22 protein-coding genes are annotated in these 24053 nt (G+C 60.5%); 10 read left to right on the forward strand and 12 right to left on the reverse strand.

Annotated elements, in window-relative coordinates; translation table 11 throughout:
* Positions 1-185: 185 nt before the first annotated feature.
* The 4 genes from BIO17B3_RS12085 to cadR form a co-directional block, all read right to left on the reverse strand.
* Entirely contained in the window at positions 186-599 is a 414-nt protein-coding gene (locus BIO17B3_RS12085; RefSeq protein WP_013123587.1) for a GFA family protein, read from the reverse strand.
* Positions 600-707: 108 nt separating this feature from the next.
* Positions 708-989, reverse strand: coding sequence for a YciI family protein (locus tag BIO17B3_RS12090; RefSeq protein WP_013123586.1), 282 nt, complete (start codon positions 987-989; stop codon positions 708-710).
* 48 nt (positions 990-1037) lie between these two features.
* Positions 1038-1523 carry a GNAT family N-acetyltransferase gene (locus BIO17B3_RS12095; RefSeq protein WP_156054226.1) on the reverse strand — a complete coding sequence of 162 codons (486 nt, stop codon included), beginning with the start codon at positions 1521-1523 and terminating at the stop codon, positions 1038-1040.
* Between the two features lie 80 nt (positions 1524-1603).
* Positions 1604-2023, reverse strand: a complete 420-nt coding sequence (gene cadR, locus BIO17B3_RS12100; RefSeq protein WP_013124607.1) for a Cd(II)/Pb(II)-responsive transcriptional regulator — start codon at positions 2021-2023, stop codon at positions 1604-1606.
* An 85-nt stretch (positions 2024-2108) separates the two neighbouring features.
* Between cadR and BIO17B3_RS12105 the strand changes: the two genes are divergently transcribed.
* Genes BIO17B3_RS12105 through BIO17B3_RS12115 form a run of 3 tightly spaced genes read left to right on the forward strand, consistent with a single transcriptional unit; the run spans position 2109 to position 7567 of the window.
* Positions 2109-4514: a heavy metal translocating P-type ATPase gene (locus tag BIO17B3_RS12105; protein ID WP_062791214.1), complete on the forward strand. Its 2406-nt coding sequence runs from the start codon at positions 2109-2111 to the stop codon at positions 4512-4514.
* Positions 4511-5602, forward strand: a complete 1092-nt coding sequence (lspA, locus tag BIO17B3_RS12110) for a signal peptidase II (RefSeq protein ID WP_013124605.1) — start codon at positions 4511-4513, stop codon at positions 5600-5602. Before BIO17B3_RS12105 ends, lspA begins: the two co-directional genes overlap by 4 nt.
* A gap of 48 nt (positions 5603-5650) precedes the next feature.
* A complete protein-coding gene (locus BIO17B3_RS12115; RefSeq protein ID WP_049774732.1) occupies positions 5651-7567 on the forward strand; it encodes a cytochrome c/FTR1 family iron permease in 1917 nt (638 codons plus the stop codon).
* An 87-nt stretch (positions 7568-7654) separates the two neighbouring features.
* Here the strand turns inward: BIO17B3_RS12115 and BIO17B3_RS12120 are convergent, their stop codons facing one another.
* The 5 genes from BIO17B3_RS12120 to BIO17B3_RS12140 form a co-directional block, all read right to left on the reverse strand.
* The gene (locus BIO17B3_RS12120; RefSeq protein WP_013124603.1) at positions 7655-8269 is read right to left on the reverse strand and encodes a recombinase family protein; all 615 of its coding nucleotides are present in this window, start codon (positions 8267-8269) and stop codon (positions 7655-7657) included.
* Positions 8270-8329: 60 nt separating this feature from the next.
* Positions 8330-9547 carry a TniQ family protein gene (locus tag BIO17B3_RS12125; RefSeq protein ID WP_041109345.1) on the reverse strand — a complete coding sequence of 406 codons (1218 nt, stop codon included), beginning with the start codon at positions 9545-9547 and terminating at the stop codon, positions 8330-8332.
* Entirely contained in the window at positions 9544-10452 is a 909-nt protein-coding gene (locus tag BIO17B3_RS12130) for a TniB family NTP-binding protein (protein WP_013124601.1), read from the reverse strand. Before BIO17B3_RS12130 ends, BIO17B3_RS12125 begins: the two co-directional genes overlap by 4 nt.
* Before the next feature lie 2 nt (positions 10453-10454).
* Positions 10455-12134 carry a DDE-type integrase/transposase/recombinase gene (locus tag BIO17B3_RS12135; protein WP_013124600.1) on the reverse strand — a complete coding sequence of 560 codons (1680 nt, stop codon included), beginning with the start codon at positions 12132-12134 and terminating at the stop codon, positions 10455-10457.
* Positions 12135-12429: 295 nt separating this feature from the next.
* Complete coding sequence (locus BIO17B3_RS12140) at positions 12430-12894, reverse strand: OsmC family protein (protein ID WP_156055288.1); 465 nt, start codon at positions 12892-12894, stop codon at positions 12430-12432.
* A 135-nt stretch (positions 12895-13029) separates the two neighbouring features.
* On the opposite strand from BIO17B3_RS12140, the gene BIO17B3_RS12145 reads away from it, so the two are divergent.
* Positions 13030-14387 (forward strand): IS3 family transposase gene (locus BIO17B3_RS12145; RefSeq protein ID WP_232054278.1). Its coding sequence is split into 2 segments (ribosomal slippage): positions 13030-13507 and positions 13507-14387, totalling 1359 coding nucleotides; the frame shifts between segments, so codons are not numbered across the junction.
* Between the two features lie 253 nt (positions 14388-14640).
* Here the strand turns inward: BIO17B3_RS12145 and BIO17B3_RS12150 are convergent.
* Entirely contained in the window at positions 14641-14904 is a 264-nt protein-coding gene (locus BIO17B3_RS12150) for a hypothetical protein (protein WP_041608434.1), read from the reverse strand.
* Positions 14905-15294: 390 nt separating this feature from the next.
* Positions 15295-16182, reverse strand: a complete 888-nt coding sequence (locus tag BIO17B3_RS12155) for a LysR family transcriptional regulator (RefSeq protein WP_094159818.1) — start codon at positions 16180-16182, stop codon at positions 15295-15297.
* 99 nt (positions 16183-16281) lie between these two features.
* Between BIO17B3_RS12155 and BIO17B3_RS12160 the strand changes: the two genes are divergently transcribed.
* Positions 16282-17661, forward strand: a complete 1380-nt coding sequence (locus BIO17B3_RS12160; RefSeq protein ID WP_141202340.1) for a DHA2 family efflux MFS transporter permease subunit — start codon at positions 16282-16284, stop codon at positions 17659-17661.
* 140 nt (positions 17662-17801) lie between these two features.
* Here the strand turns inward: BIO17B3_RS12160 and BIO17B3_RS12165 are convergent, their stop codons facing one another.
* Positions 17802-19358 carry an MFS transporter gene (locus BIO17B3_RS12165; protein ID WP_013123581.1) on the reverse strand — a complete coding sequence of 519 codons (1557 nt, stop codon included), beginning with the start codon at positions 19356-19358 and terminating at the stop codon, positions 17802-17804.
* Between the two features lie 174 nt (positions 19359-19532).
* Between BIO17B3_RS12165 and BIO17B3_RS12170 the strand changes: the two genes are divergently transcribed.
* The 5 genes from BIO17B3_RS12170 (at position 19533) to merA (ending at position 24033) form a co-directional block, all read left to right on the forward strand.
* Positions 19533-20432 carry a LysR family transcriptional regulator gene (locus BIO17B3_RS12170; protein ID WP_156054227.1) on the forward strand — a complete coding sequence of 300 codons (900 nt, stop codon included), beginning with the start codon at positions 19533-19535 and terminating at the stop codon, positions 20430-20432.
* A gap of 623 nt (positions 20433-21055) precedes the next feature.
* Positions 21056-21475 (forward strand): Hg(II)-responsive transcriptional regulator, encoded by a 420-nt coding sequence (gene merR, locus BIO17B3_RS12175; RefSeq protein WP_156054228.1) that lies wholly within the window; start codon positions 21056-21058, stop codon positions 21473-21475.
* Positions 21476-21614: 139 nt separating this feature from the next.
* Entirely contained in the window at positions 21615-21980 is a 366-nt protein-coding gene (gene merT / locus BIO17B3_RS12180; RefSeq protein WP_156054229.1) for a mercuric ion transporter MerT, read from the forward strand.
* Positions 21981-21996: 16 nt separating this feature from the next.
* Positions 21997-22275: a mercury resistance system periplasmic binding protein MerP gene (gene merP / locus BIO17B3_RS12185; RefSeq protein ID WP_156054230.1), complete on the forward strand. Its 279-nt coding sequence runs from the start codon at positions 21997-21999 to the stop codon at positions 22273-22275.
* A gap of 120 nt (positions 22276-22395) precedes the next feature.
* On the forward strand, positions 22396-24033 hold the full coding sequence (gene merA / locus BIO17B3_RS12190; RefSeq protein ID WP_370512647.1) for a mercury(II) reductase: 1638 nt from the start codon (positions 22396-22398) through the stop codon (positions 24031-24033).
* The last annotated feature ends 20 nt before the right edge of the window (positions 24034-24053 follow it).

Consider the following 24053-nt stretch of genomic DNA (forward strand, 5'->3'; position numbering starts at 1 on the left):
CTGGAACCACATAGTCAGTTCCATCCCTGCGTCAGAAAGCTCAGCTGTATAGCTCGAGATGGGTCCATAGTGGCTGCCGTCGGCATCGAAACCTAGGGGCCGACCAAGCGCTTTCTGTCATCTAGGTGTCGTCCGTGACAAGTACCAGCGAGCGTCCGCTGGGCTAATCGTTGTGAGGCATCGTGCTACTGCTTCGGTGCTCTTTCAAACTTTGGCAATTGTGGATTCATAAAATCCCAGGTGGGCGCACTTGATGTGTAGAAATCTAGTTTCGGATGGAATGCTGAAGGATCATCGAGTGTTCCCGCCCGTAAACCGATCATGCCTGGAAGCATTTCAAGCTTGCTAAACAATTGCGATCCGCAACTTGGGCAAAATAAACGCCAAATCTTGTTTCCACTATCCGCAGTAGTTTCATATGACTTTGGATTTCCCTCAATTTTCACAGCTATTTCCGGGTAAAACATAGCTGGTGTGAACGCGCTTCCAGAAGTTCGTTGGCAGTCTCTGCAGTGGCAATTGCCAGAGAAAACTGGCTCACCTTGGCATTTATATCGAATGGCTCCACAGAGACATCCACCTGTAAGCACTTGATCCATGAGTTATTCCTTTATGTGTTTTTATGTGTCGAGCCGGAAATTGATACTTGGTGTCGCAGATCGGGGGGGCGAGAAGTGGTGCGTTCCACAAGAACCTTATTAAGTCAGCTAGAGATTTGCAAGCCGCGTGGCAGCCATAAAAGGTAAGAACTCAATAATTTCATACTCAGCAATTTGTTCTCGATGAAAAGGGTCGTTGGCCACTATGCTTTCGATTTCTGCTCTCGTTTCCGCTTTTGAAAGAATGACCCCGCCAGTACGAGGTTCCTTGCGTCCGGACAACAGGAAGTGACCGGAAGCATAATAACGTTCCAGAAATTCTTTATGCTCCCCGATAAGACGATCAACCTCAGATAATGGCTTAATGTAGCGCAGCAATATGACGAACATGCAATTGTTCTCCGAGTATTGGTTGATGCGGGGTCCAGTGCTGATTTCTTACCGTTCAACTTGACGGGCGTGGTGTCGGCTTGTCGGCGGAGCGTCCCTCTCGACGTGCAAGTTATGAGTTGCGTGCCTTACCATGATGCTGACAGCCTCGTCATTGACCACGGTTTGCACTGCTTCTTGCCACCCAAACCGTTCGTACAGTCTCTGTTGGTCCGGCGTGTAAAGATAGAGTGCCTGAACGCCGAGATCGAGACTCCTTTTGATGCACTCAGCGATCATGGAAGAGCCTATGCCCTGCCCACGAAGGCCCTTCGGAATGAACACCTCACCAAGCCAATGCTCCTTGTCGGGGTGAGCGGGAAGCTCAAAGCGTTTGATGCTCGCCGTCCCTAGAAAGTCATTCTCGGCAGAAAGCGCTACCAGCGTGAAGGGTACTTCATGCGCTTGCGATCTTGCCGCCAATCGTTCCTCAATAGCTAACAATGATGTCATTTTCAGAAGACGACAGCACGGAATATCAGAAGTCAGCCGCACGACCTTCTCCGATGCCAATTAGGCAGGCCGCTCACGAGCCCAAAATCGCAGGCCAATGTCGGCGTGCGAGACACTTCATGCTATGCGTTGCATCCCGGATGATCGCAATCTGATAAACCTTGCAAGATGCCACATGCCTCTATTCGTCGAGCGCCCGAGCATTTTTCACGCAGCGAGAGCAAGTGCCGCTTCAATTGCAACAGCGCTTCCACGCGCTCTTCGGTCTGACGAATATGGACATCCAGTAGTGCATTGACGTCGCCGCAGTCCTGAGCAGGGTTATCTCGTAGGCCCAGCAGTATCCTGATTTCGCTCAGCGTCATGTCAAGCGAACGGCAATGACGAATGAACTGCAAACGCTCGATGTGCACATCGCTGTACAACCGAAAGTTGCCACCACTTCGCGCTGGCTTCGGCAGCAGCCCTTCCTTTTCGTAGTAGCGGATGGTCACGACCTCGCACCCAGAGCGCTTGGCGAGGTCGCCAATTCTGATTTCCATGCCTCAATCTCCATTTTTCACTTGACTCTATAGCGACTATAGAGTTTTTAATGGAGGCTGAATAGACGATTTGAAGGAGTTATCCATGAGCGAATGCGCTTCAAAGGGGTGTGGCTGCTCGACTGGGCCAATCATCCAACCCACGGCACAAGCCCCGCTGGCAACCGGATCGGCTCAAGCGGTGTACCGCATCGAGAACATGGATTGCCCCACGGAAGAGGCGCTGATCCGAGGCAAGCTGGCTGGGCTGGCGGGTGTGGTTGGTCTTGAGTTCAACCTGATGCAGCGTACCTTGGCCGTGCGGCACGAATTGCCTTCGCTGTCTCCCGTTGAGCAGGCACTGAAGGCCATCGGCATGCAAGCTGTGCGCATGGATGAGGCGTCGGCCGGGCAGACGACCAAGCTGTCCATTGCCAAGATGGATTGCCCGACCGAAGAGGCGTTGATCCGCAACAAGCTCGGCACCGTGGCCGGGGTTGCCAATCTCGATTTCAACCTGATGCAGCGCACGTTGTCGGTACGCCATGCTGACGGGGTTCTGCCGGATGTGCTTGTGGCACTACAAGCACTCGGATTCGAGGCGCAGGTCGAGGACAAGGCCGTGGCCGCGTCGCCATCCGCGTCCCCTGTGACAACGCCGACCAACTGGTGGCCGCTCGGCATTTCCCTCATCGCTGCATCGGCGGCCGAAGCGGTCTACTGGTTCCACGACGGCAATCATTGGTCAGTCGTCATTCTGGCGCTTGTCGCGGTCTTGACGGGGGGGCTGTCCACCTACAAGAAGGGCTGGATCGCGCTCAAGAACCGTAACCTCAACATGAACGCCCTGATGTCGATTGCCGTCACGGGTGCTATGTTCATCGGCCACTGGCCCGAAGCTGCGATGGTAATGGTGCTCTTCGCGCTGGCCGAGGTGATCGAGGCCAAGTCATTGGATCGCGCCCGTAACGCCATCCGTGGACTGCTCGACCTGACCCCGGAGCAGGCCACGGTGCAGCAGCCTGACGGCACTTGGCGAGAGGTAAGTGCCAAGCAAATCGCCATTGGCAGCCGAGTCCGGGTCAAACCGGGTGAGCGCATCGCGCTCGATGGCGAGGTGCTAGACGGACGCTCCACGGTCAACCAAGCCCCGATCACGGGCGAAAGCCTCCCGGTCGAGAAGTCCCCCGGCGATCCGGTGTTTGCGGGCACGATCAACGAATCTGGTTCCTTCGAGTACCGCGTCTCTGCCTTGGCCAGCAACTCCACTTTGGCCCGCATCATTCACGCAGTAGAGGCTGCACAAGGTAGCCGTGCACCGACCCAGCGTTTTGTCGATCAGTTCGCCCGTTGGTACACGCCTCTCGTGTTCGCCCTAGCCATTGCCGTCGCACTGCTACCCCCGCTTCTCATGGGCGCGGCATGGATGGACTGGATTTACCGTGCACTGGTTCTGCTGGTGGTTGCCTGCCCATGCGCCCTGGTGATTTCCACGCCGGTCAGCATCGTCAGCGGCTTGGCCGCCGCTGCCCGCCACGGCATTCTTGTCAAGGGCGGTGTCTATCTGGAAGAAGGCCGCAAGCTGCGCTGGCTGGCTCTGGACAAGACCGGCACGGTCACTCACGGCAAGCCCGCACAAACCGATTTTGTCGCATGGGGCAACGCACTCGCCTCCGATAGCCGCTGTATCGCTGCCAGTTTGGCGGCCCGCTCCGATCATCCTGTATCCAAGGCGGTGGCACAGGCTGCGCAGCGGGATGGAGTTGCCTTGCTCGACGTGGCCGAGTTCAGCGCGCTGCCCGGTCGGGGTGTGCAAGGCCAAATCGACGGGGAGACCTACTATCTGGGCAACCACCGAATGCTTGAAGAGCTGGGGCAGTGCACACCAGAGCTGGAGCAGCGCATCGCGGCGCTGGAAACCGTAGGCAAGACCGTCGTGATGTTGGTAGGCGCAAAAGGGGTACATGCCTTATTCGCCGTTGCGGACACCATCAAGGACAGCAGCAGGAGAGCCATCGCCGAGCTGCATGCTCTGGGCATCAACACCGTGATGCTGACCGGCGATAACCCCCACACGGCCCAGGCCATTGCCGCACAAGCTGGCATTGACCGTGCGCAAGGCAACCAACTGCCTGACGACAAACTGCGCGAAGTGGAGCAATTGTCCAGAAATGGCAAGGTTGGCATGGTCGGTGATGGCATCAACGACGCACCGGCCTTGGCGCGTGCGGACATTGGCTTTGCAATGGGAGCGGCAGGCACAGATACCGCCATTGAAACCGCCGACGTGGCCCTGATGGACGATGACCTGCGCAAGATTCCGACCTTCGTGCGTCTGTCGCGTGCGACAGCACAGGTGCTGATGCAAAACATTGTGCTGGCCCTTGGCATCAAGGCGGTATTTCTGGTGCTCACTTTCACGGGTCACGCGACCATGTGGATGGCTGTGTTCGCCGATATGGGTGCCAGCTTGCTTGTTGTCGGCAACGGCTTGAGGCTGTTGCGTCGATGAGCTGGAAACTCTTTCTCTATGACTGGGGTGGCCTGAACATCGCGTTGTTTCAAGTCATTAACACAGGCACGCCCGCCACGCTGGAACCACTGGCATGGTTCTTTAGCCTCGTGGGAAGTTACTGGACAGCGCCGCTGATGCTGTTGGGTCTGTGGTGGTGGTCGAAATCGGCTACTAACGCGGCGCGTGGCACGGCCGTTCGGCATCGCCTTATTGGTTTTAGCGCGGCCTTCTTGCTGGCGTTATTGGTCGCCACCGTCTTGAAGCTATGGTTCGACTTTCCACGCCCGCCTGCCGTCCTTGGCGAGCTGGTGCGCGTCATCGGGGACAAAGAGCTTCACTACAGCCTGCCCAGCGGGCATGCCACCTATGCCGCGCTGGTGGTCGGTGCACTCTGGCCGTTGATGGGCCGCCATGGTCGCGTCGGCTTGGTGCTATATGCCACGTTGGTCGGCTGGTCGCGCATCGCTGCGGGAATGCACTTCCCGGCGGATGTGTTGGCGGGGTGGGCGCTGGGATGGAGCTGCACGGCACTCGCCCGGTGGCTGCTTCCGCTGGCCGCCTCTGTATGGCAATCGGCTCGTCGCACGTCGGCCTGGATCTGGTTCACCGTGGCCGCCACTATTGTCATGACAGATCAGCTTACCAAGTTCGCCATCATTCGCACGTTTGCCTACGGTGAGCAAGTCGAAATCACTCCGTTTTTCAACCTCGTTCACGTCCTGAATCCGGGTGCGGCGTTCAGCTTTTTGGCGAACGCTGGCGGCTGGCAACGTTACTTTTTCATCACGTTGGGTCTGGTTGTTTCTGCTTGGCTGGGTCGCATGCTGTGCCAGCAACGGCCACGTCTCGAAGCGATGGGCTACAGCCTGATCCTTGGTGGTGCGCTCGGCAATGTGGCGGATCGCATGTTGCGTGGACAGGTGGTTGATTTCCTCGACTTCCATTGGCGGCTCGCGCACTGGCCCGCCTTCAACCTCGCTGACGTGGCGATCACGTCGGGCGCTGCTTTGCTCATCATGCAGATGCAGACCCGGGAAAAGAGGATGGACACAGGATCAATTGCGAATTATAATCATTCTCAATGATTTAACCAGAGAATTCCCATGCCCTGCCGATTACCCTATCGCTGGCTGATGGCTTTGCTGTTGGCGATTTGCTCGTTAATCGGCGGGCCAAGCTACGCAGCCAACACCACCGAACTCAAAGCCAAACAGATTTGGCAACTTCTGGACTACGTCGCCGTCGATTACGGCGGCGCGGTAGCCAACGGTGTGGTCCTGAAATCGTCGGAGTACGCTGAAATGCAGGAATTTTCAGCGACAGCCGAACGTCAACTGGGAGAATTACCTGACCAGACCGACAAGGGTCGCTTGTTGCAACAAGCGACCGCTTTGCGTGCTGCGGTAGCTGCCAAAGCCGATCCGGCCAGCGTAGCAAAACTGGCGCACGCGCTGTCCAGTGCGGTGCAAAAGGCGTACCCGTTTCCAGTCGCACCGACTGCCATGCCGGTCTTAGCGAAGGGAGGGCAGTTGTTTCAGGCCCAGTGTGCGGCCTGTCACGGTCAGCAAGGGCGCGGTGATGGCCCCCTAGCGGCATCCCTCAACCCCAAGCCGACCGCGCTGGCCGATCACATGCGGGCGCGCGAGCGCAGCTTATTCGCGCTACACCAAATTATCAGCAACGGTGTCCAGGGCACCGCTATGCAGGGCTTTGGCGCGTTGTCGGATGAAGACCGATGGGCATTGGCGTTCTTTGTTGGCACGCTACCTTATACGCAAAGCGACAAGGACGAAGGAGCCAAGCTCTGGCAAGCCAACGCGCAGGTTCGCCAGACGCTCGTCAGTCTGGATGTGCTGACGCAAACATCTGAGCATGTCTTGGCGGACAGGCTGGATGAGCCTTCCGCCAGAGCCCTGACGGCCTATTTGCGCGCCAATCCGAGCGCGCTGAATATCAGCAGTCCGAAGGGCACCGCGATTGCCAAAGCCAAACTCAGTGAGAGCGTGACGGCATTGCTGGCTGACGACCGTGCAGGTGCGACCAAGCTAGCCTTGTCTGCTTACCTCGATGGCTTCGAGCCGGTCGAACCGGCGTTGGCCACTCGCAATCGGCCGCTGTTCGAGAAGATCGAAGCCGCGATGGTGTCCTACCGGGCATTGATAGCCAATGGTTCGCCTGCCGATGTGCAGACAGCGGAGCTGCATTTGCGCGGCTTGCTGGATGAAGCGGACAAGGTGCTTGCTCCCTCCGACGACGATGCCGTGGCGGCCTTCATCGGTGCGTTAACCATCTTGCTACGTGAAGGATTGGAAGCCCTGCTGGTGGTCGTTGCCATGCTGGCGTTTCTCAAGAAAGCCGAACGGAAAGACGTATTGATCTACGTGCATGCAGGCTGGGCATCCGCGCTGGCCGCAGGCGGCATTACATGGGCAGTGGCAACTTACTTGGTCGGCGTCAGTGGGGCAAGCCGGGAGCTAACGGAAGGCTTTTCGTCACTCTTTGCCGCCGTGGTCTTGCTGGGTGTGGGCATGTGGATGCACCAGAAGAGCGTTGCCGGTCGTTGGCAGGTCTACCTCAAGGAAAAGCTGTCGTCGGCGCTGAACAAGCGCACGGCATGGTTCTTGTTTTCGCTGGCCTTCGTCGCCGTCTACCGTGAGGTGTTCGAGACGGTGCTGTTCTACGCAGCGCTCTGGACAGAAGGAAATGGCTGGCCCCTGCTGGCGGGCTTGGGCACTGGCATGGGAATCCTGGCCCTGCTGGCAGTCATACTGCTGCGCACCAGTGCGCGCCTGCCGATTGGCCAGTTCTTCGCTGCCAGCTCACTGCTGGTGGCCATACTTGCCGTGGTCTTGGCAGGCAAGGGCATCGCAGGTCTGCAAGAAGCAGGGTTATTGCATACCAGCCCAATATCGATCCCACGCATTGATCTGCTGGGCATCTATCCGTCGTGGCAAACACTCTCAGCGCAATTCGCTGTGTTATTCATCGTTGTGGTGGCCTTTACAATCAATTTGCGGTCATCGCGTCAAATGGCAGTACAAAAAAGCTGATTTGACGGCGTGAATAGGTGAATTGATGCCGCGATGAGCGCCTTCATCCTCGAATCCGTGCTGACCATGTAGAGGCCAGTTTTTCTTTTACACCTTGGACAGCAGTCGTATTCCATCCGCGCGCAATTCCCCTTTGGGAGAAATATGCCGGTACAAGGTCTGTCGCGTGATACCGAGCTCTTGGCACAGGTCGCCGACATTGGTTTCAGTCTGCCCCATTGCCGCCATCGCCAGGCGCAGCTTGGCGGCCGTCATTTTGAAAGGCCGACCGCCTTTCCTGCCGCGCGCCCGCGCCGAGGCCAAGCCCGCTACTGTGCGCTCTGCGATCAGCTCGCGCTCGAATTCGGCCAGTGCGGCGAAGATGCCGAAAACCAGCTTGCCAGCAGCGGTCGTCGTGTCGATGGCGGCTCCGTGGCCGGTCAGAACCTTGAGGCCAACGCCGCGCCCGGTCAGATCGTGCACGGTATTGATCAGATGGCGCAGGTCGCGCCCGAGCCGGTCGAGCTTCCATACGACCAAGGTATCCCCTGAACGCAACGCCTTCAAACAGCTCGCCAAGCCGGGACGATCCTCGCGCTTGCCGGATGCCTGGTCTTCGTAAAGATGCGCCGGATCGATGGCGGCAGCGATCAGCGCGTCGCGCTGCAAGTCAGTGGCCTGGGAGCCATCCGCCTTCGATACCCGCATGTAGCCGATCAGCATGTCATACCTGTCACATATACGTTCGATTATGTGACAGTGTGCGCCGGAAAGCTCAGGCCGTCAAAAGTTGTCACTTAACCCGTCATTCTGTCTAAGACATGCAAAGGGTCCATCAGGCTCGTAATGTGACAGAAATTCCGGCGGGATGCCTTCCTTCACGAAGGTGGCTCGCAACCGTTCCAGGGAAGCTGGGTCGCGCCGACCATAGGAAGCCAACGCGAACAGCGAGCGTGCCGTCTCGGGGTTGTGCCGCGCTTCAATGATGGCTTCATCGATGGCCTGGACTGCACGTTGCCAGTGATTGACGGGTTCGGGCTTCGGCGCTTTCGCCGGCAGGCCACTGGTGAACTCGGTTTGGGGCTCGGACCAGAATAGCTTTGCATGCTCGCCAGGCGGGCTTATATCCCTCACCTCGATCAAGCTGATTGCCGTTGCCGCAGCCTCCAGCATCTGCAACCCTACTGCTAGGTTCAGGGTTTCATACGGTCGCCACAGACTTTGCCCAGCACGCAGCGGATACCCACAGCGTTCCCAGATCAGGCGGAGATACCCCGCGTAGGTTCCGCACGCCGAAAGCGGGGTGTTCAGCTCATCAAGCAGCGTGCGTAGCAGCCGAAACCACAATCCGGCGTGGATGCGTCGGCGCGGCAGCTCAACATGGCCGGTCGTCAGTGCCTGCCAGGTACGCCGGTCCATCGTCGCAATCGCGTCGCTGGCCGTGCGTGGGTCGGCGTCGGCGTTTTCCCAGCCGAGAAACCGCCCAGGCACGCCCCAATACGATTCCAGCCAGCACCCATGCAGCGGGCAGCTCAGCATCAGGGGCAGCTTCCACGCAAGCAATACGGCTTGGTTTGCCGGATTGTTCAGGCAGAGTGGACAGGCGCGATGTAATGGCTGGCTGGGCAGCCAGGCGCGCCAGCTCGTGATAGATCGCGTCCTACGGCGGAGTTTCGGCAGCAACACCGAGAGCTGGAACGTATAGGTTTCTAAAGCGTCAGGAATCTGATCATCAAGGCTGTCCAGTAACCAAGGCACCCAGCCGGCGAAACTCATGCAACGCAGCCGATCCAGCTCGATGCCGCTCCGCCGGGAGAGCATTGTCAGCAGCGACTGTGGTGGCGCGGTATCCATGTCATCAGCCTGGCCGTGACCAAGATCGTGCTCCAGCAGCTCGGACACTTCCATGTGATAGCAAAGGGCCACGCGGTTGAGCCACGAAGACAAGGCTTCGCCTTCTCTGGGAGCCGGATGCAGCGGCCAGCGCGGCGCTGGCTTCACATCAGTTCCCGCTCGAACTGTCGTCGCCGCTCGCTTGGGCCGGTGTAGTCGGCCATGCTGAGCGTGCGGTGGTTGATTGCTTCCTCACCGCTTTCCACGGCAGCGACAGCCGCCGCCATCAACAGGTGCGCCAGTTCGCCGATGGTGCCCTCGCAGCGTGTGAGCAGGTAGCGAGCCATGTCTAGCGTGGCAATCGACGAGGGGCGGCGCAGCGGGAGCGAAGCCGTGAAGCTGGCCAGCAGCGAGCAGCAATCATCGTTGGCCTCCCACACCGGCAGCATCATCGGCTCGAACCGATTTTCCAATTGGTCATCCGAGCGGATGGCCAGGTAGGCGTCGCGCGTGCCGACTCCGACCAGGGGGATGCGTAGCTCGTTGCCGAGGAAGCGCAGTAGATTGAGGAATTCCCGGCGGTTGACGCTGTTACCGGCCAAGACGTTGTGTAGTTCGTCGATCACCAACATACGCACACCGACCTTACGTAACAAGGCCAATGCCAATTGCTCCATTTCCGGCAACCGTGGGCGTGGGCGCAAGGGCGCGCCCATCGCAGCGAGCAGCGCGACGTAGAAGCGGATCACCGACGGCTCGGATGGCATCTGCACGACCAGCACCGGGATGTGCTCCTGGTCGGCGTCGGCACTGGCCGGATGCGTGCGCCGGAATTTCTCGACGATCATCGACTTGCCGTTGTTGGTCGGGCCAACCAGCAGCAGGTTGGGCATGCGTTGTTTGTTCGGCCACGCATACAAGGTTTCCAGCCGGTTCAGAGCCTCGACCGCACGGGGATAGCCGATCCAGCGGTCGGCGCGAAGGCGTTGGATGCGCTCGTCCGCCGGCAGCCGGGCCAATCCCTGCGCCGCCTGTAAGAGGTGCGACAGGTCGATGATGGGATATTCGTCCACGGCTACCACTCCTCAATCTGGTCGAAAGGTTTTGCCGGAGGCTGCTTGTCTGCCTGCGGGTCGGAAACATCAGTTTCCGGCGGCGTCGGCTTGTTCGGCGGAACCGACGCCTTGAGATGCTGGCGTCGATCCGTGTCGCGCCGCGCCTTGCGCGTGGCCTTCTGCGCGGCAGTCACGATCTCGCGCATCTGGCCGATCATGCGGAACAGCGCCGATTCATCCACTTGCTCGCGCCCTTGCTGACGCAATTTCGCCAGAGCTTGTCGTTGTTCCCACAGCGTGACCGCCGGGTGCGACAAGGTGCGGTAGGGGATTTCCAGGTAGTGCTGCCCTTCCGGTTCCAACACCCAGATACGGCTGATGTCGCGCGGGTCGCGCCGGATCAGGAACGCAGGCAGGCGGTCGCGCCGAGCTATCCACGGCTTGAGCGCATCGGCGTAGTAGTGGATGTGGTCGATGACGAAGCCGGTGCGGGTCAGCGTACGACGGAGGATGGGCAGGAAATCAACCAGGAACGCCGTGGCGCGGGTGACGACGGCCGGCACGCCGACACGCGCCACGGCCTCGGCCCACCGCGCCGCCGGTGGTTGAAGCAGGCCGTTGTGCACCGAACCGTGGTAGGTGCCTACCGCCAATGTGAGCCAGCGCTCCAGCTCGCGCAGCGTCAGGGCAGCCTTGTTTTCGGAATCGTAGTCGCCGCGCTGGTCCGGGTTGGAGAAGGTTGTTCCCGGTAGATCGTCGTGGATCATCTGCATCGCCGTGCCGATGATCCGTTCCACGATGCCGCCATAGTGCGGCTGTCCCAGCGGACGATAGTCCAGCCGGATGCCATGCTGCTCGCAACCCCGGCGCAGGGCCTCGCTCTTGAACTCGGCCGCGTTGTCCAGGTAGAGCAGCAAGGGCTTGCCGCTCATCGGCCAATCCATTTCCACCTTCAGCCCTTCCAGCCAAGGACGCTTGTCGCAGGCGACATGCACGAGGCACAGGCCAACCGAAACGGCAGACGGTGCTTCCAGCGTGACGACCATGCCGAGCACGCAGCGGGTGAACACGTCGATGGCGAGGGTCAGGTACGGGCGGCCAATCGGTTGCCGGTCGCGCTCATCGACCACGATCAGGTCGATGACCGTATGGTCGATCTGTACCTGCTCCAGCGGCGCGGTCACGGCAGGAGGCTCGCCGCCAACACCTTGTAGGTCACGAGCGGCATCCTGGCCTTCCCGCCGGCGAATGACCTTGCGCGGGTCAAGGCTAGCGATCCGTAAGGCCACGGTATTGCGCGCCGGCACTCGCAGTTTTTGAGCCTTGCACACCTGAGTGACTTCGCGGTGAAAGGCCGCCAGGCTGCGCTTCTGCTTGGTCAGGAACCGCCTTTGCAGTAGCTCGCGGATGATGCGCTCGACCGGTTCCGGCAAGCGCCCCTTGCCTTTCCCGCCACCGGACTGGCCGGGCACCAGATCCGTCACGAGGCCGCTGCCTTGCCGGGCACGCCGGATCAGAACGTACACCTGCCGCCGAGATAAGCCCAGCGCCTGAGCCGCCGTATCGGCCGCTTCGTGCCCGACCGTCTCCGACTGCGCCAACGGGCCGATGATCTCCGCACGACGGCGCGCACGCTCCCAAGCCTCATCAGGCAGAGTGGCCACGCCTTGCTCGGGAATCCGTGGGGTGTCGGTCGCCATGCTCACCTCGCTTTGGTGCACACGAGTATTGAGCATAGTCGAGATTGGTGCAGATCACTTCTGATATTGGACTGTCAGGAGCTGGCCGCACAACAGCCGCCACACCTAATTAACTGGTGCATTCGTCTTCTGAAAATGACAAATGAGGCCCACGGTGGAAAGGCACCCCACTCGTCATGCAAAAACGCGGCAATTTTTGTAATTAGGTACCGATGGTCGGCTAAGAGCTCAATACGCATAACGAGTGGGGCTAAAGGGCTGCGCGTTTTTTTTGCCCAGGCTCCTGTTGCGAGGGTTAGAGAACTGGCTCACATCGCACCTCGGTTTTCACGGAATTAGCTATAAAGCACTGTTCGTGAGCTTCATGGTGCATTTGACTGATTTGCTCCTGCGTTGGTAAACGCTCTCCCGAAAAGTGGACTTTTGGTCGAAGCGTGACCACGGTCATGGCCATTTTCTCTTCCGCGTTTTTCTCCATCACGCCAAGCGCTGCATCAAAGTATCTATCAATCCGAAACTTTTGTTTAGCTGCGATGGACAGAAACCACAGCATATGACAGCTCGAGAGTGAGGCAATAAATGCCTCTTTGGGGTCCACTGCCGATGTGTCAGACATCGGAGGGGAAACAACGTGTGGAGATGAGGAGCCCGGTACTTCCAAGCCACCGTCAAAACGAAGCACATGCTTTCTGCTGTAGCGATTGTCAAGAAAGTCCTGCCCTTGCCTTAGCCAAAGTACTTCTGCAGTATAGTGTGTCATGATCAATTCTAATGTTCGCCAGAACCAGCGTGCAAAAGCATAACGAAGCGGCGTTTTTTCATGTCCGAGTAAATGAACTGAACCGCCCCGGGTTTGAACTGACCCCCAGAAGTTGGACAAACTTCAAGGGGTTTCATGAAGAAGTACCAAACAGAGTTCAAGCTCAAGGTCGTCAAGAGTTTTTTGGCTGGCGAAGGCGGGGCGAAGCTGCTTGCGCGGCAATGGTCCGTACCCGAGGAGAAGATTCGCACCTGGGTGAGTCACTATCGGCTGCATGGCATCGATGGGTTACGCCCCAAACGCAGCGCGTACAGTGTGCAATTCAAACTGCAAGTGCTGTCTCATCAGGACCGCGAACAGCTTTCGAGCCGCCAGGTCGCGGCGATCTATGACATCCGCAACCCCAACCAAGTTGTCGTCTGGCGACGAAATCTCGATCAAGGCGGTGTGGACGCTCTCGTGTGCAAGAAACAAGGGCGTCCCAACATGAAGCCAGAACGACGCAGCCCAGCGCCGTCGAACATGGTCGTCACTGATTCGGCTCAGGCCCTGCGTGAGGAGAACGAGCGACTGCGCGCGGAGGTCGCGTACCTAAAAAAATTGCAAGCCTTGATTCGGTCGAAGAGATCAGCTGCGCCGACAAAGCGCGCCTGATTGCCGGGTTGAGGCATCACCATAAATTGACGGACCTACTCAACGCGGCGGGTCTGGCACGCAGCACGTTCTACTACCAGTGCCAAGCGGCTCAGCGTTCCGACCGGCACAGCGCCATGGAGATCAGAATCCGCACCATTTATGACGAGCACAAAGGCCGCTACGGGTACCGGCGTATCACTGCAGTTCTGTGCAGTTCAATGGCGGAACCCGTCAACCACAAGTGCGTGCAGCGCTTGATGCAAAAGATGGGGCTGCGCGCGCTGATCCGGGCGAAGAAGCGCTCCCGACATGTCCCAGGCGTGAGCGATGCGCACGTGCCGAATGTTCTGCAGCGCGACTTCCGCGCGACCGCGCCGAACCAGAAGTGGGTGACCGACATTACCGAGTTCAATGTGCACGGCCATAAGCTCTATCTGTCGGCCTGCATGGATCTCTACAACGGCGAGATCATCGCGCACCGCATGGCAAAGCGTCCCGTCTTCGAGCTGGTGTCCAGCACGCTCGGGTCGGCTCTCTCACGGACTGATAGCGGCGCCGAGCTGATCGTGCACTCGGACCAAGGTTGGCACTACAAGATGCAGCCCTATCGAACGATGCTCACGGCTCACGGCGTCACGCAAAGCATGAGCCGCAAGGGCAACTGCTTTGACAATGCTGCGATGGAAAGCTTCTTTGGCACCCTGAAGGCCGAGTATTTCCGTCTTGCAGCGCCCAACAGCCTAGATGCGCTCGAAGCGGGCGTGCATGATTACGTCAACTACTACAACCACAAACGCATCAAGCTCGGGTTGCAGGGACTCAGCCCGGTCCAATATCGGCTGAGAAGCACCGCCTAACCGGCGGGATCGTCACCGTCCAACTTCTGGGGGTCAGTTCAGTTTCGCGGAGGCCCGTTGGTTTGAGTCAGAACGAGCTGGTCTGAGGCCAAGCGGGTTTGCTTGACTATTTGGCCATTGTCTCTCTTTTTTAGCGGTGCGCAGGTGCCGCCGGAGGCAACTGGTTGAGCCATGGGTTTTCATGGTTCCCCCTTTTTTTGCCCCGCCGTCTGGGCGGGTCATGCTGCCCATTCCCATCGTCAACACGGGCACTTCAACTACGCGACGCGTAAACGGATCCACGCCAGTCTGCTGTGTGAACTTTTTCTGCCAAGCTGCGCAGACGCGAAGGACTCGCGCCCGTGGTGCCAAGCCGGGCCCAGGCATGCCGTAACTGCACGTCGGAGGTGAACCCGGCCGACGCCGCAGCGGCGGAAGTCGGGCCAATGCGCTGCAGATAGTGCAGCGGCGTGGTGCCCGCGTGCAGCGCGAACAGACGGCCCAGAAGCTGCGTCGATACGCGGCCTAGGCAGGCCATCGATTCGGCCGTCCGGTTGCTCTGCGGTTGCTGGCGGTGGCATCTTGCAGGCGGTGGAGCTGCAAGTGGAGGTGGCCGTGGTGGGCGAGAAGGGGCGAAGGCTCGGGGTCGGCCGGGCCGAGCCGCAACGAGACGCATCTTGTCAAGGTACTGGTGGTGGGTGGTTGCGTCGCGGCCGTCGAGGAGACCCGCATGCGCGGTCAGGAGCGCAGCGGATCAATTCCAGCCAACCCATATACCGAGTTTGTTGATTTCCAACACAACGTCAGGTGCTTCATCGAGACCGAAGAGATCCCGGCCTGCGTTCACCAAGTCTCTCGCAGATCAAGTGCCAACGCGATCAAGGCGTGTGCAACGTACATTTGCTGCATGCCTTGTCTGGCATTTCCTTCAGCGACTGGGCCGCTCGGTCGCGCGAACAACATCCAAAAAAGCGCTCACGGCATGCGATGCTCTTCCGACTTCGGAACAAACCAAACCGAAGTGACGATAAATCGGTGTCTGCAATGGAAGCACGCGCAGTCCCTTTTGATTCTCAGGCAGGGTCAGACTCGGCACGAGGGTGACGCCGACCCCTTCACGGACCAAGGCAAACGCACTCGCCCAGTCCTGAACCGTGACCCGCTGGTCGGCCAGCGACAAGCCTGCGGACTCCGCCAGACTTTTCCCATGAATCACGCATCCTCCTGTGGCCAGCACAAAAGGCTCCTCAACCAGTTCGCCGAGATTCACACTGCCATGAGGACTACGCAAAGCCAGAGGATGCCGCACCGGGACAACCGCCACCCATTCGTCATGCCCCAGCGGCACGGCGTTGCGTTCGGGTGAGGGATTCATGACGACGCCCAGGTCGATGGTGTTGTTGGTGAGCCAGGCCTCGACCTCGTCGTCGCTGGCTTCCAAGGCAACCACCTTGATGCCTGGGTGCAGTCGGCGGAAAGTACGCAGCAACGGCGGCAGCAGGGCGACAAACACGGACGGGAAACTCGCCAGCTTGATCCGTCCCCGATGCAAGCCCTTCGCTTCGTCGGCCAGGGCCTGGATCGCGTCGAGCTCGGCCAGCATCTTGCGTGCCCGGGCGATGACCTGTTCGCCAACGGCTGTCGGCACCGTGTGCCTGCGGTCTCGAACCAGCAGCGGCACCCCGAGCAACTCTTCCAGCCGTGCGATCGCCTGGCTCGCGCCCGATTGGGTCACACCGAAATTCGCCGCCGCCTTGGAAATGCCGCCCGACTCTGCGATCGCGATGAGCAGTCGCCAGTGCATGAGGTTCATCATGGTCAGTAGCTCAACTTATGCAATGAATCTGCAAGTCTAATTTTACTTCTGCGACATCGCTGAGCAAAATGGACTCATCGCCCCCACTTGGTGCTGGTCATGTCCATCGAAGTCAAATCCACCCTCGCTGCACCGAAGCGCATCGGTGGGATGCAGTCGCCAGCATTCGTTCTTACTGCCGTCGGCATCAGTTCGTTCATGGTGACGTTGGATGTGACGGCGGTCAACGTGGCCTTGCCGAGCATCGGGGACATGTTTGGCCTGCCCCTATCCGCGTTGCAGTGGGTCGCCAGTGCCTATACGCTGGTCTTCGCCAGCCTGCTCCTCACGGCCGGCGCCTCCAGCGACCGGTGGGGCGCGCGCCCGGTGTTCCTGGGCGCCCTGACGTTTTTCACCCTGGCGTCGGCAGCCTGCGGCCTGGCCCATAGCGTGGCCGAGCTGATCGCCGCCCGCGCGGTGCAAGGCCTTGGCGCCGCGGCGATCCTGCCCAGTTCCATGGCTTTACTGACGAATGCCTTTCCGCAGGCCAATCAGCGGGCGCGGGCGGTGGCCATTTGGAGCGGAATCTCGGCGACCGCGTTGGTGGCGGGGCCGCTGATCGGTGGGTTCCTGGTCCAGACCCTCGGCTGGCGTTCCATCTTCTTCGTGAACATTCCGGTCTGCCTGGTGGTCCTCTCCATCGCCGCCATCTCCGCCGGTAAGCCAGCGACCCATCGGCGCGCCTTTGACCCTGCTGGTCAGCTTCTTGCGGTCGTGGCTCTGTTCACCATCACCTTCTCGACCATTGAGGCCCGTCAATACGGCTGGACGTCGCCAGCCATCGTCGGCGCGCTGGCCATCGGCGTGGCCGCAAGCCTGCTGTTTATTGCGGTCGAACATCGTCGGCAGGAGCCGATGCTGCCACTCAGCCTGTTCCGGTCTCGGACCTTCTCCGCGTCGGTGGGCGCGGCGTTTCTCTACAACCTCTCGTATTACGGTGCGCTGTTCGTCCTGCCCGTGGCGCTGCAGGCGCAGGGCTACTCGCCGCTGTCGGTGGGCGTCCTGCTGATCCCGATGACTCTATCGACCGCCGTGTTCGCCACGGCCTCGGGCTGGATCGTCAACGCCATCGGTGCTCGCTTGCTAGCCGCCCTGGGGATGTTGGCCGGGGTGCTCGGCGCAGCGATCTTGGCCACCTTCGGCTTTACGTCCTCGAGCATGAGCGTCGGTGGATTGCTCATCGGCATGGGCGGCGGCACGCTACCCCTGATCGTCGCAGCAGCCCTCTCGAGCCTGCCTCCAGAACTCGTCGGCGTGGGATCCGGAGTATTGAACGCTGCACGCCAGAGCGGCGGCGCCATGGGCATCGCCGTCCTCGGCGCATTGCTGCAGGGCGCCACCCTGAAAGCCGGTCTGGCGTTGGCGATGATCGCCGCCGTCTTTCTGGCGGGCGCCGTCCTCACCTTTTTCTTTATGCGAGAGGGTACTCGCCCAAAGTGAACGGCTGATTGCCTTGCAGCTTCTGCAAGCCAAGTTCATGACGCGAAAGGCACTATCTGTCGTGATTGGTACTGTTTTACAACGATGGTCGCAGATTGCGGCGCAACCGTCAGTCCGCAGTTACCAAATGACGGCTATCCCTACAACCCGGCACTCTCGCCACGGAGTTCACTGAGTTCGACATATGTGGGTTTGGAGTGGCCCAGGAACCCGAAGACCATCGCAGCAGAAAGCAAGCTGATGGCGGCCAGCACGTAGAGCAGGAGATGAAATGCGTCTGCGTAACTGTGCATGAGCCCGATATGCGTCGCGTTTGGCAGCAACTGCAGCGCGCGGGACATGTCGCCCATCGCCAGGCGATTGGCCGCAGCGCACAAAGTGGCACTGCTCACGCTGGCAGGTTCGGTGCTTGCCAAGTTCGCTTGGACCATCCCACCGAGCAGCGCCGTCACGATGGCAAGCGCAATGCCCTCTCCGGCAACGCGCGTTGTGTTGAAGATGCCGGTCGCCATGCCCGCCCGCTCCTTGGGTACGACGCTGACTGCAAGACCGTCCATCAAGCCCCACGGCAGGCTCACGCCGATGCCAATGAGGATCATGGCCAAGATGGTCTGATCCGGCAGTTGCCCAGGAGGACACTGGGCCAGCCACACATTGCCGCAGGCGCACAGCAGAAGCCCGACGCCGGAGATGAGACCAGGCGAAAGCCACCGAGTCAGCATCCCGGCAAGGAAGGGAATGACAAGCATCGGTGCCGACAGCGCGAACATCATTTGCCCCGCTGTCATCGCGTCCAGCCCCTCAATCCCGATAAAGCGCTGAGGCAGAAGCACCAGCAGGACGACGTAGGCATACGCAGGCGCTGCCGCCAGGAACTGGACGCCGATGAAACGCGGGTAGCGAAACAGGGACAAGTCGAGCATCGGCCGTTTGGATCGCCGTTCGACAATCACGAAGGTGGCCATGATCAGACTGGATGTTGCGAGCAGGGCCAGCACGGGTGCGCTCAACCATCCGTTTTCCGGCACGAGCAGGACCGCAACGGTGAAAAACGTCAAAGCACCGGTGAATGTTGCCGCGCCCAGCCAATCGAATCCTGTCGCACCTGGGTCGCGCGTTTCGCGGATGCACCATCCACCTAACGCGAAGGCGAGCAGCGTGATCGCCGTCACACTCAGGAAGACAGAACGCCAGCCGAAATGCTCAATCAAAAATCCGGCGACGACCGGGCCGCAGGCCAGGCCGACGCCAAACGTGGTCCCCAGCAGACTGAACGCACGGGTGCGCGCGTTGCCTTCGAACTCCTGGGCCAATGCCGCGGCGCCCGACGACAGCGCCGCGGCGCTGGCGACTCCTTGCAGCGCCCGTAAAGTATCCAGCCAGAGCATGCTAGTGGCGTGCATCGCGATCAGTGACAAGATTGCGAATCCCATCGTTCCGAGCATGAACAGCCGCTTGCGTCCATAGCGATCGGCGAGAGAGCCGCCAATCATGAGACTGCTACCGAACGCTAGCATGAACGCGTTCGTCACCCAGCTAAGTTCGATGGGGGTTCCGCCCAAACCTTGCGCGATAGCAGGCAATGCAACTGCCGGGCCAGTGAAGCTGACGGGCATCGAGAGTCCGGAAAGGCAAATGGCACCCAGGACCAACAGCTTCTGCGTTCCGTTGTAAGTGCCACATTCGTCCATGCTCATACAGAAATCCTCTAGTCAAATGCTGGTGAAGGTCATGGTCCCGAATAGGCGTACCACACTTCGCATTGAGGATGATGCTAGGCAGAGGGCGTCCTGAGATAAATGGCCTTGCTATCCGAACAATGTGGATGAAAATTCCGCAATACCGGTAAGACGCGTTACGCGATTTGCACTATGGACAATTTGAGTGGGCTGGCCGCTTTCGTGCGGGCTGCCGAAACGCTGAGCTTCGTTGCCGCAGGCCGCGATCTCGGGCTTTCCGCTTCCGCTGTCGGCAAGAGCATCGCCCGCCTCGAAAAGCATTTGGGTGTCAGGCTTTTCCATCGCACCACACGTCAGATCAGCTTGACCGACGAGGGCATGACGTTTTTCGTGCGTTGCCGCAGTGCACTGCAAGAGATCGAGGACGCCGAGGCAGAGCTTTCGAAGGCAAAAGGGACACCGCGCGGCAGGCTGAAGATCAGTTTGCCCACCATTGGTTACCGCCTTCTCTTACCCGTCATCCCACAATTTCGCCATGCATACCCCGAAATTGACCTGGAATTCGATTTCAGCGACCGCCTGGTAGATGTGATCAACGAGGGCTTCGACGCTGTGATCCGCAGTGGCCCTTTGTCCGACTCCACCCTTACGGCGAAACCTCTCTGCCCCTATCGGTTCATCGTGTGCGCATCGCCCGCCTACTTTGTTCAATATGGGGCGCTTGGCAATGCCCGTGACCTCGCGAATCACGTGTGTTTGCGATTCAAGTATCCGTCGAGCGGCAAGCTCCAGGAGTGGCTAGTCAATGGCGTGTCGGTATTGCAAGGCCCGAGCGCCTCTGTTCGATCGCAGCAGCTCGTCTTTAACAATACCGAAGCCGTACTGTCGGCCGCGCTGCAAGGACTTGGTATTGCCTACGTTCCAGACTTCGTCGCGCGTGAACCGCTGGCCGAGGGGAAGTTGCTCCCTGTGCTCGAGAGTGCGAGCACCCGTCAAGGCATGTTTCAGATTCTCTGGGCGACGAATCGGCACATGGTTCCGAGGCTGCGCGTATTCATTGACTTTCTGGGGCAGCATCTACACCGCGAGTGAACAGCCGCCGGGTTTGATGGAGGTCCCACAGGACTCCGGTCAATCACGATCACATCGCCCTCGACGAAAACGGCCGTCTGCTGCGTCGGCTTTTCGGGCAGTTGCCGCGCTGGCTCGTGTCTGTGAGTATTCCAGCGCAAACCCGCCAGTCGTTCTGATCCAAAGCGGTCACAGGCGCCAGGCGGGGCAGGTCAACATGTCGGCGGCCATAGGCGACATTTCTTGGATGTGGTGCAATCCTCACGACCGCTCCTCGGCCTGAGCGGGCACTGGCCCCCGCTTGTAGCAATGGCAGCCAAGGCGTGAACAGCGGTCGCTGAGGTCGTCAGTGTCCTGCGCTGTCGGCGCGGATGCCGATTTGAGCCATGCGCCGTGTTTGCAGTGGGTCGGTTGAGGCGCGCTGAAATTCAAGGTTGACGCCACGCGCATCTCGTTTGCCATGGCTCATTCGCCGATCGGCATGTGGCTCAAATCGGCATCGGTGCCAACACGGATGTCCTCATCAGTCGCGCTAGCTGCGCTAACCTGATGGCAGGAGGGGGTTCTCGATCGAGATGCTTGGCGCCGATCGGCAGTTCGTCCCATCGCGCAGGGATTTGCGGTCCTGAATCGGAGCCAAGACGATGCAACTCAATTCAAATGGTTTGACCATCGGCACCGTCGCCAAGGCGGTCGGTGTCAACGTCGAAACCGTCCGGTTCTACCAGCGCAAGGGCTTGCTGGGCGAACCCGAGCGACCCCAGGGAAGCTTCCGCCATTACGGGCCCGGTGACGTTGCCCGCCTGCGATTCATCAAATCTGCCCAAGGGCTGGGGTTCAGCCTCGACGAGATTGCCGGCCTGCTGCAGCTCGATGACGGCATGCACTGCGATCAGGCGCGTGAGCTCGGTGAACGCAAGCTCCGTGACGTGCGCACCAAGCTCGCCAACCTCAGGCGCATTGAATCGGCGCTGGCCGAGATGATTCGCGCCTGCGCCTGCAGCGATGGCTCCATGTCCTGCCCCCTGATCGACGCACTCCACGGCGAGGTTCACGATCCCTGACCAGTCAGGTTCATGCGGCCGTACGTCGGCTGAACGGCAAAGGCCATGCCGCCTTGTCAACCAAGGCGCGACGCCGCTTGACTCCGTACTTTGGTACGGTTCTACAGTGCCGACATCGTCCATCTCATGGAGTTTCGGCATGTCGCAACCCAGACCCCCTCACTCGCCCGCCGGGCGCGGCGCGCTGTTCGCCGGCGGGCTCGCGGCCATTCTGGCCTCGACCTGCTGCCTGGGCCCGCTGATCCTGCTGTCGCTGGGCATCAGCGGCGCGTGGATCGGCAATCTGACCCTGCTCGAACCGTATCGGCCGATCTTCATCGGCGCCGCCCTCATCGCCCTGTTCTTCGCCTGGCGCCGCCTGTTCAGAGCGCCTGCGGCCTGCAAACCGGGCGAGGTCTGCGCCATTCCCCAGATCAACGCCACCTACCGGCTGCTGTTCTGGATCGTCGCCGCGCTGATTGTCGTGGCGCTGGCTTTTCCCTATGTCGCTCCCCTGTTTTATTGAATCGAAAGGAATCCTCATGAACAAGCTCCTGACTGCTATTGCCGCCGCCTGCGTTTTCAGCGCCCCTGCCTGGGCTGCCGAGCAGACCGTGACCCTCGCCGTGCCGGGCATGACCTGCGGGGTCTGCCCGATCACCGTGCACAAAGCGCTCACCGCCGTTCCTGGCGTGGAAAAAGTGAGTGTGAATGAGGTCAAGAAAGACGCCGTGGTCACCTTCGACGATGCCAAGACCACCGTCAAAACCCTGATCAAAGCCACCACCGATGCGGGCTATCCCTCGACGGTCGTGCAATAAGCCGACCGTGATGAGCCGATCGTGCTTTGCTGTGGCCGGAGCGCGCACGCGACCCAGCCGATCTGAACCAGCCCCCTCCAACCCGAAGAGAAGCCCATGGAAATCCTGAGCATCAGCGGCATGACCTGCAACGCCTGCGCCACCCACGTCAAGGACGTCCTGGAAAAGCTGCCTGGCGTGAAATCCGCGCAGGTCTCGTATCCGCAGGGGACGGCCCAGGTCGTCGCCGATGCCTGCATCTCGTTCGACGCGATGGCTGCAGCCGTGGCCAAGGCCGGCTACGCGGCGAAACAGGCGGTCTACTCTTCCACGACATCGGACGGCGCAGCCGACTCGACCCATCCTGCCCGCGGTGACGCGAGCGGTCTGCACATTGCCGTCATCGGCAGCGGCGGCGCGGCGATGGCGGCGGCGATCAAGGCGGCCGACAGCGGCGCGCAGGTCACGCTGATCGAGCGCGGGGTGATCGGCGGCACCTGCGTCAACGTCGGCTGCGTACCGTCCAAAATCATGATCCGCGCCGCGCACATCGCCCATCTGCGGCGCCACAGCCCGTTCGACGCGGGCATCCAGCCTTGCACGCCCACCATCCTGCGCGACAAGCTGCTCGCGCAGCAGCAGGCGCGCGTGGATGAGCTGCGCCACGCCAAGTATGAAAGCATTCTCGAAGGCCAGCCGGCCATCACCACCCTGCGCGGCGCGGCTCGGTTCAAAGACGCCCGAACGCTGGTCGTGACGCTGCACGACGGCAGCGAACGCAGGGTGGGCTTTGACCGCTGCCTGATCGCCACCGGCGCCAGCCCGTCCATTCCCCCCATTGCTGGTCTGAAGGCCACGCCGTACTGGACGTCGACCGAGGCGCTGGAAAGTGACACGATTCCGCCGCGCCTGGCGGTCATCGGTTCTTCTGTTGTGGCGCTGGAACTGGCCCAGGCCTACTCCCGCCTGGGCAGCCAGGTCACCCTCCTGGCGCGCAACACCCTGCTGTCGCGCGAAGACCCGGACATCGGTGAGGCCCTCACCGCCGCGCTGCGCGAAGAGGGCCTCACCGTGCTGACCCACACCCAGGTCAGCGCGGTGGCCTACGCCGACGGCTGCTTCGCGCTGACCACGAACCAGGGCGAGATTCGGGCCGAGCGCCTGCTGGTGGCCACGGGCCGCGCGCCCAACACCGCGGCGCTCGATCTGCACGCTGCCGGCGTGCAATGCGATGCGCGCGGCGCCATCGTGGTCGATGACCACTTGCGCACCACTGTGCCGCAAATTTACGCCGCAGGCGACTGCACCGATCAGCCGCAATTCGTCTATGTGGCCGCAGCCGGGGGCACGCGAGCCGCCGTCAACATGACCGGTGGCGAGGCGACGCTCGACCTCTCCGCCATGCCGGCCGTGGTGTTCACCGACCCGCAAGTGGCCACGGTGGGACTGAGCGAGGCGCAGGCGCAGCGACAAGGCATACAAACCGACAGCCGCACACTGAGCCTGGACAACGTCCCCCGCGCCCTGGCCAACTTCGACACGCGCGGCTTCATCAAGCTGGTCGCCGAAGCTGGCTCCGGACGCCTGCTCGGCGTCCAGGCGGTGGCCGCCGAGGCCGGCGAACTCATCCAGACGGCAACACTCGCCATTCGCAACCGCATGACGGTGCAGCAACTTGCCGACCAACTCTTCCCCTACCTGACCATGGTCGAAGGCCTGAAGCTGGCCGCCCAGACCTTCACCAAGGATGTGACGCAACTGTCATGCTGCGCGGGGTGAGCTGAGAAGCAGTCCCGCAA

Source organism: Thiomonas sp. OC7 (genome assembly GCF_900634595.1).
Lineage (GTDB): Bacteria > Pseudomonadota > Gammaproteobacteria > Burkholderiales > Burkholderiaceae_C > Thiomonas > Thiomonas arsenitoxydans.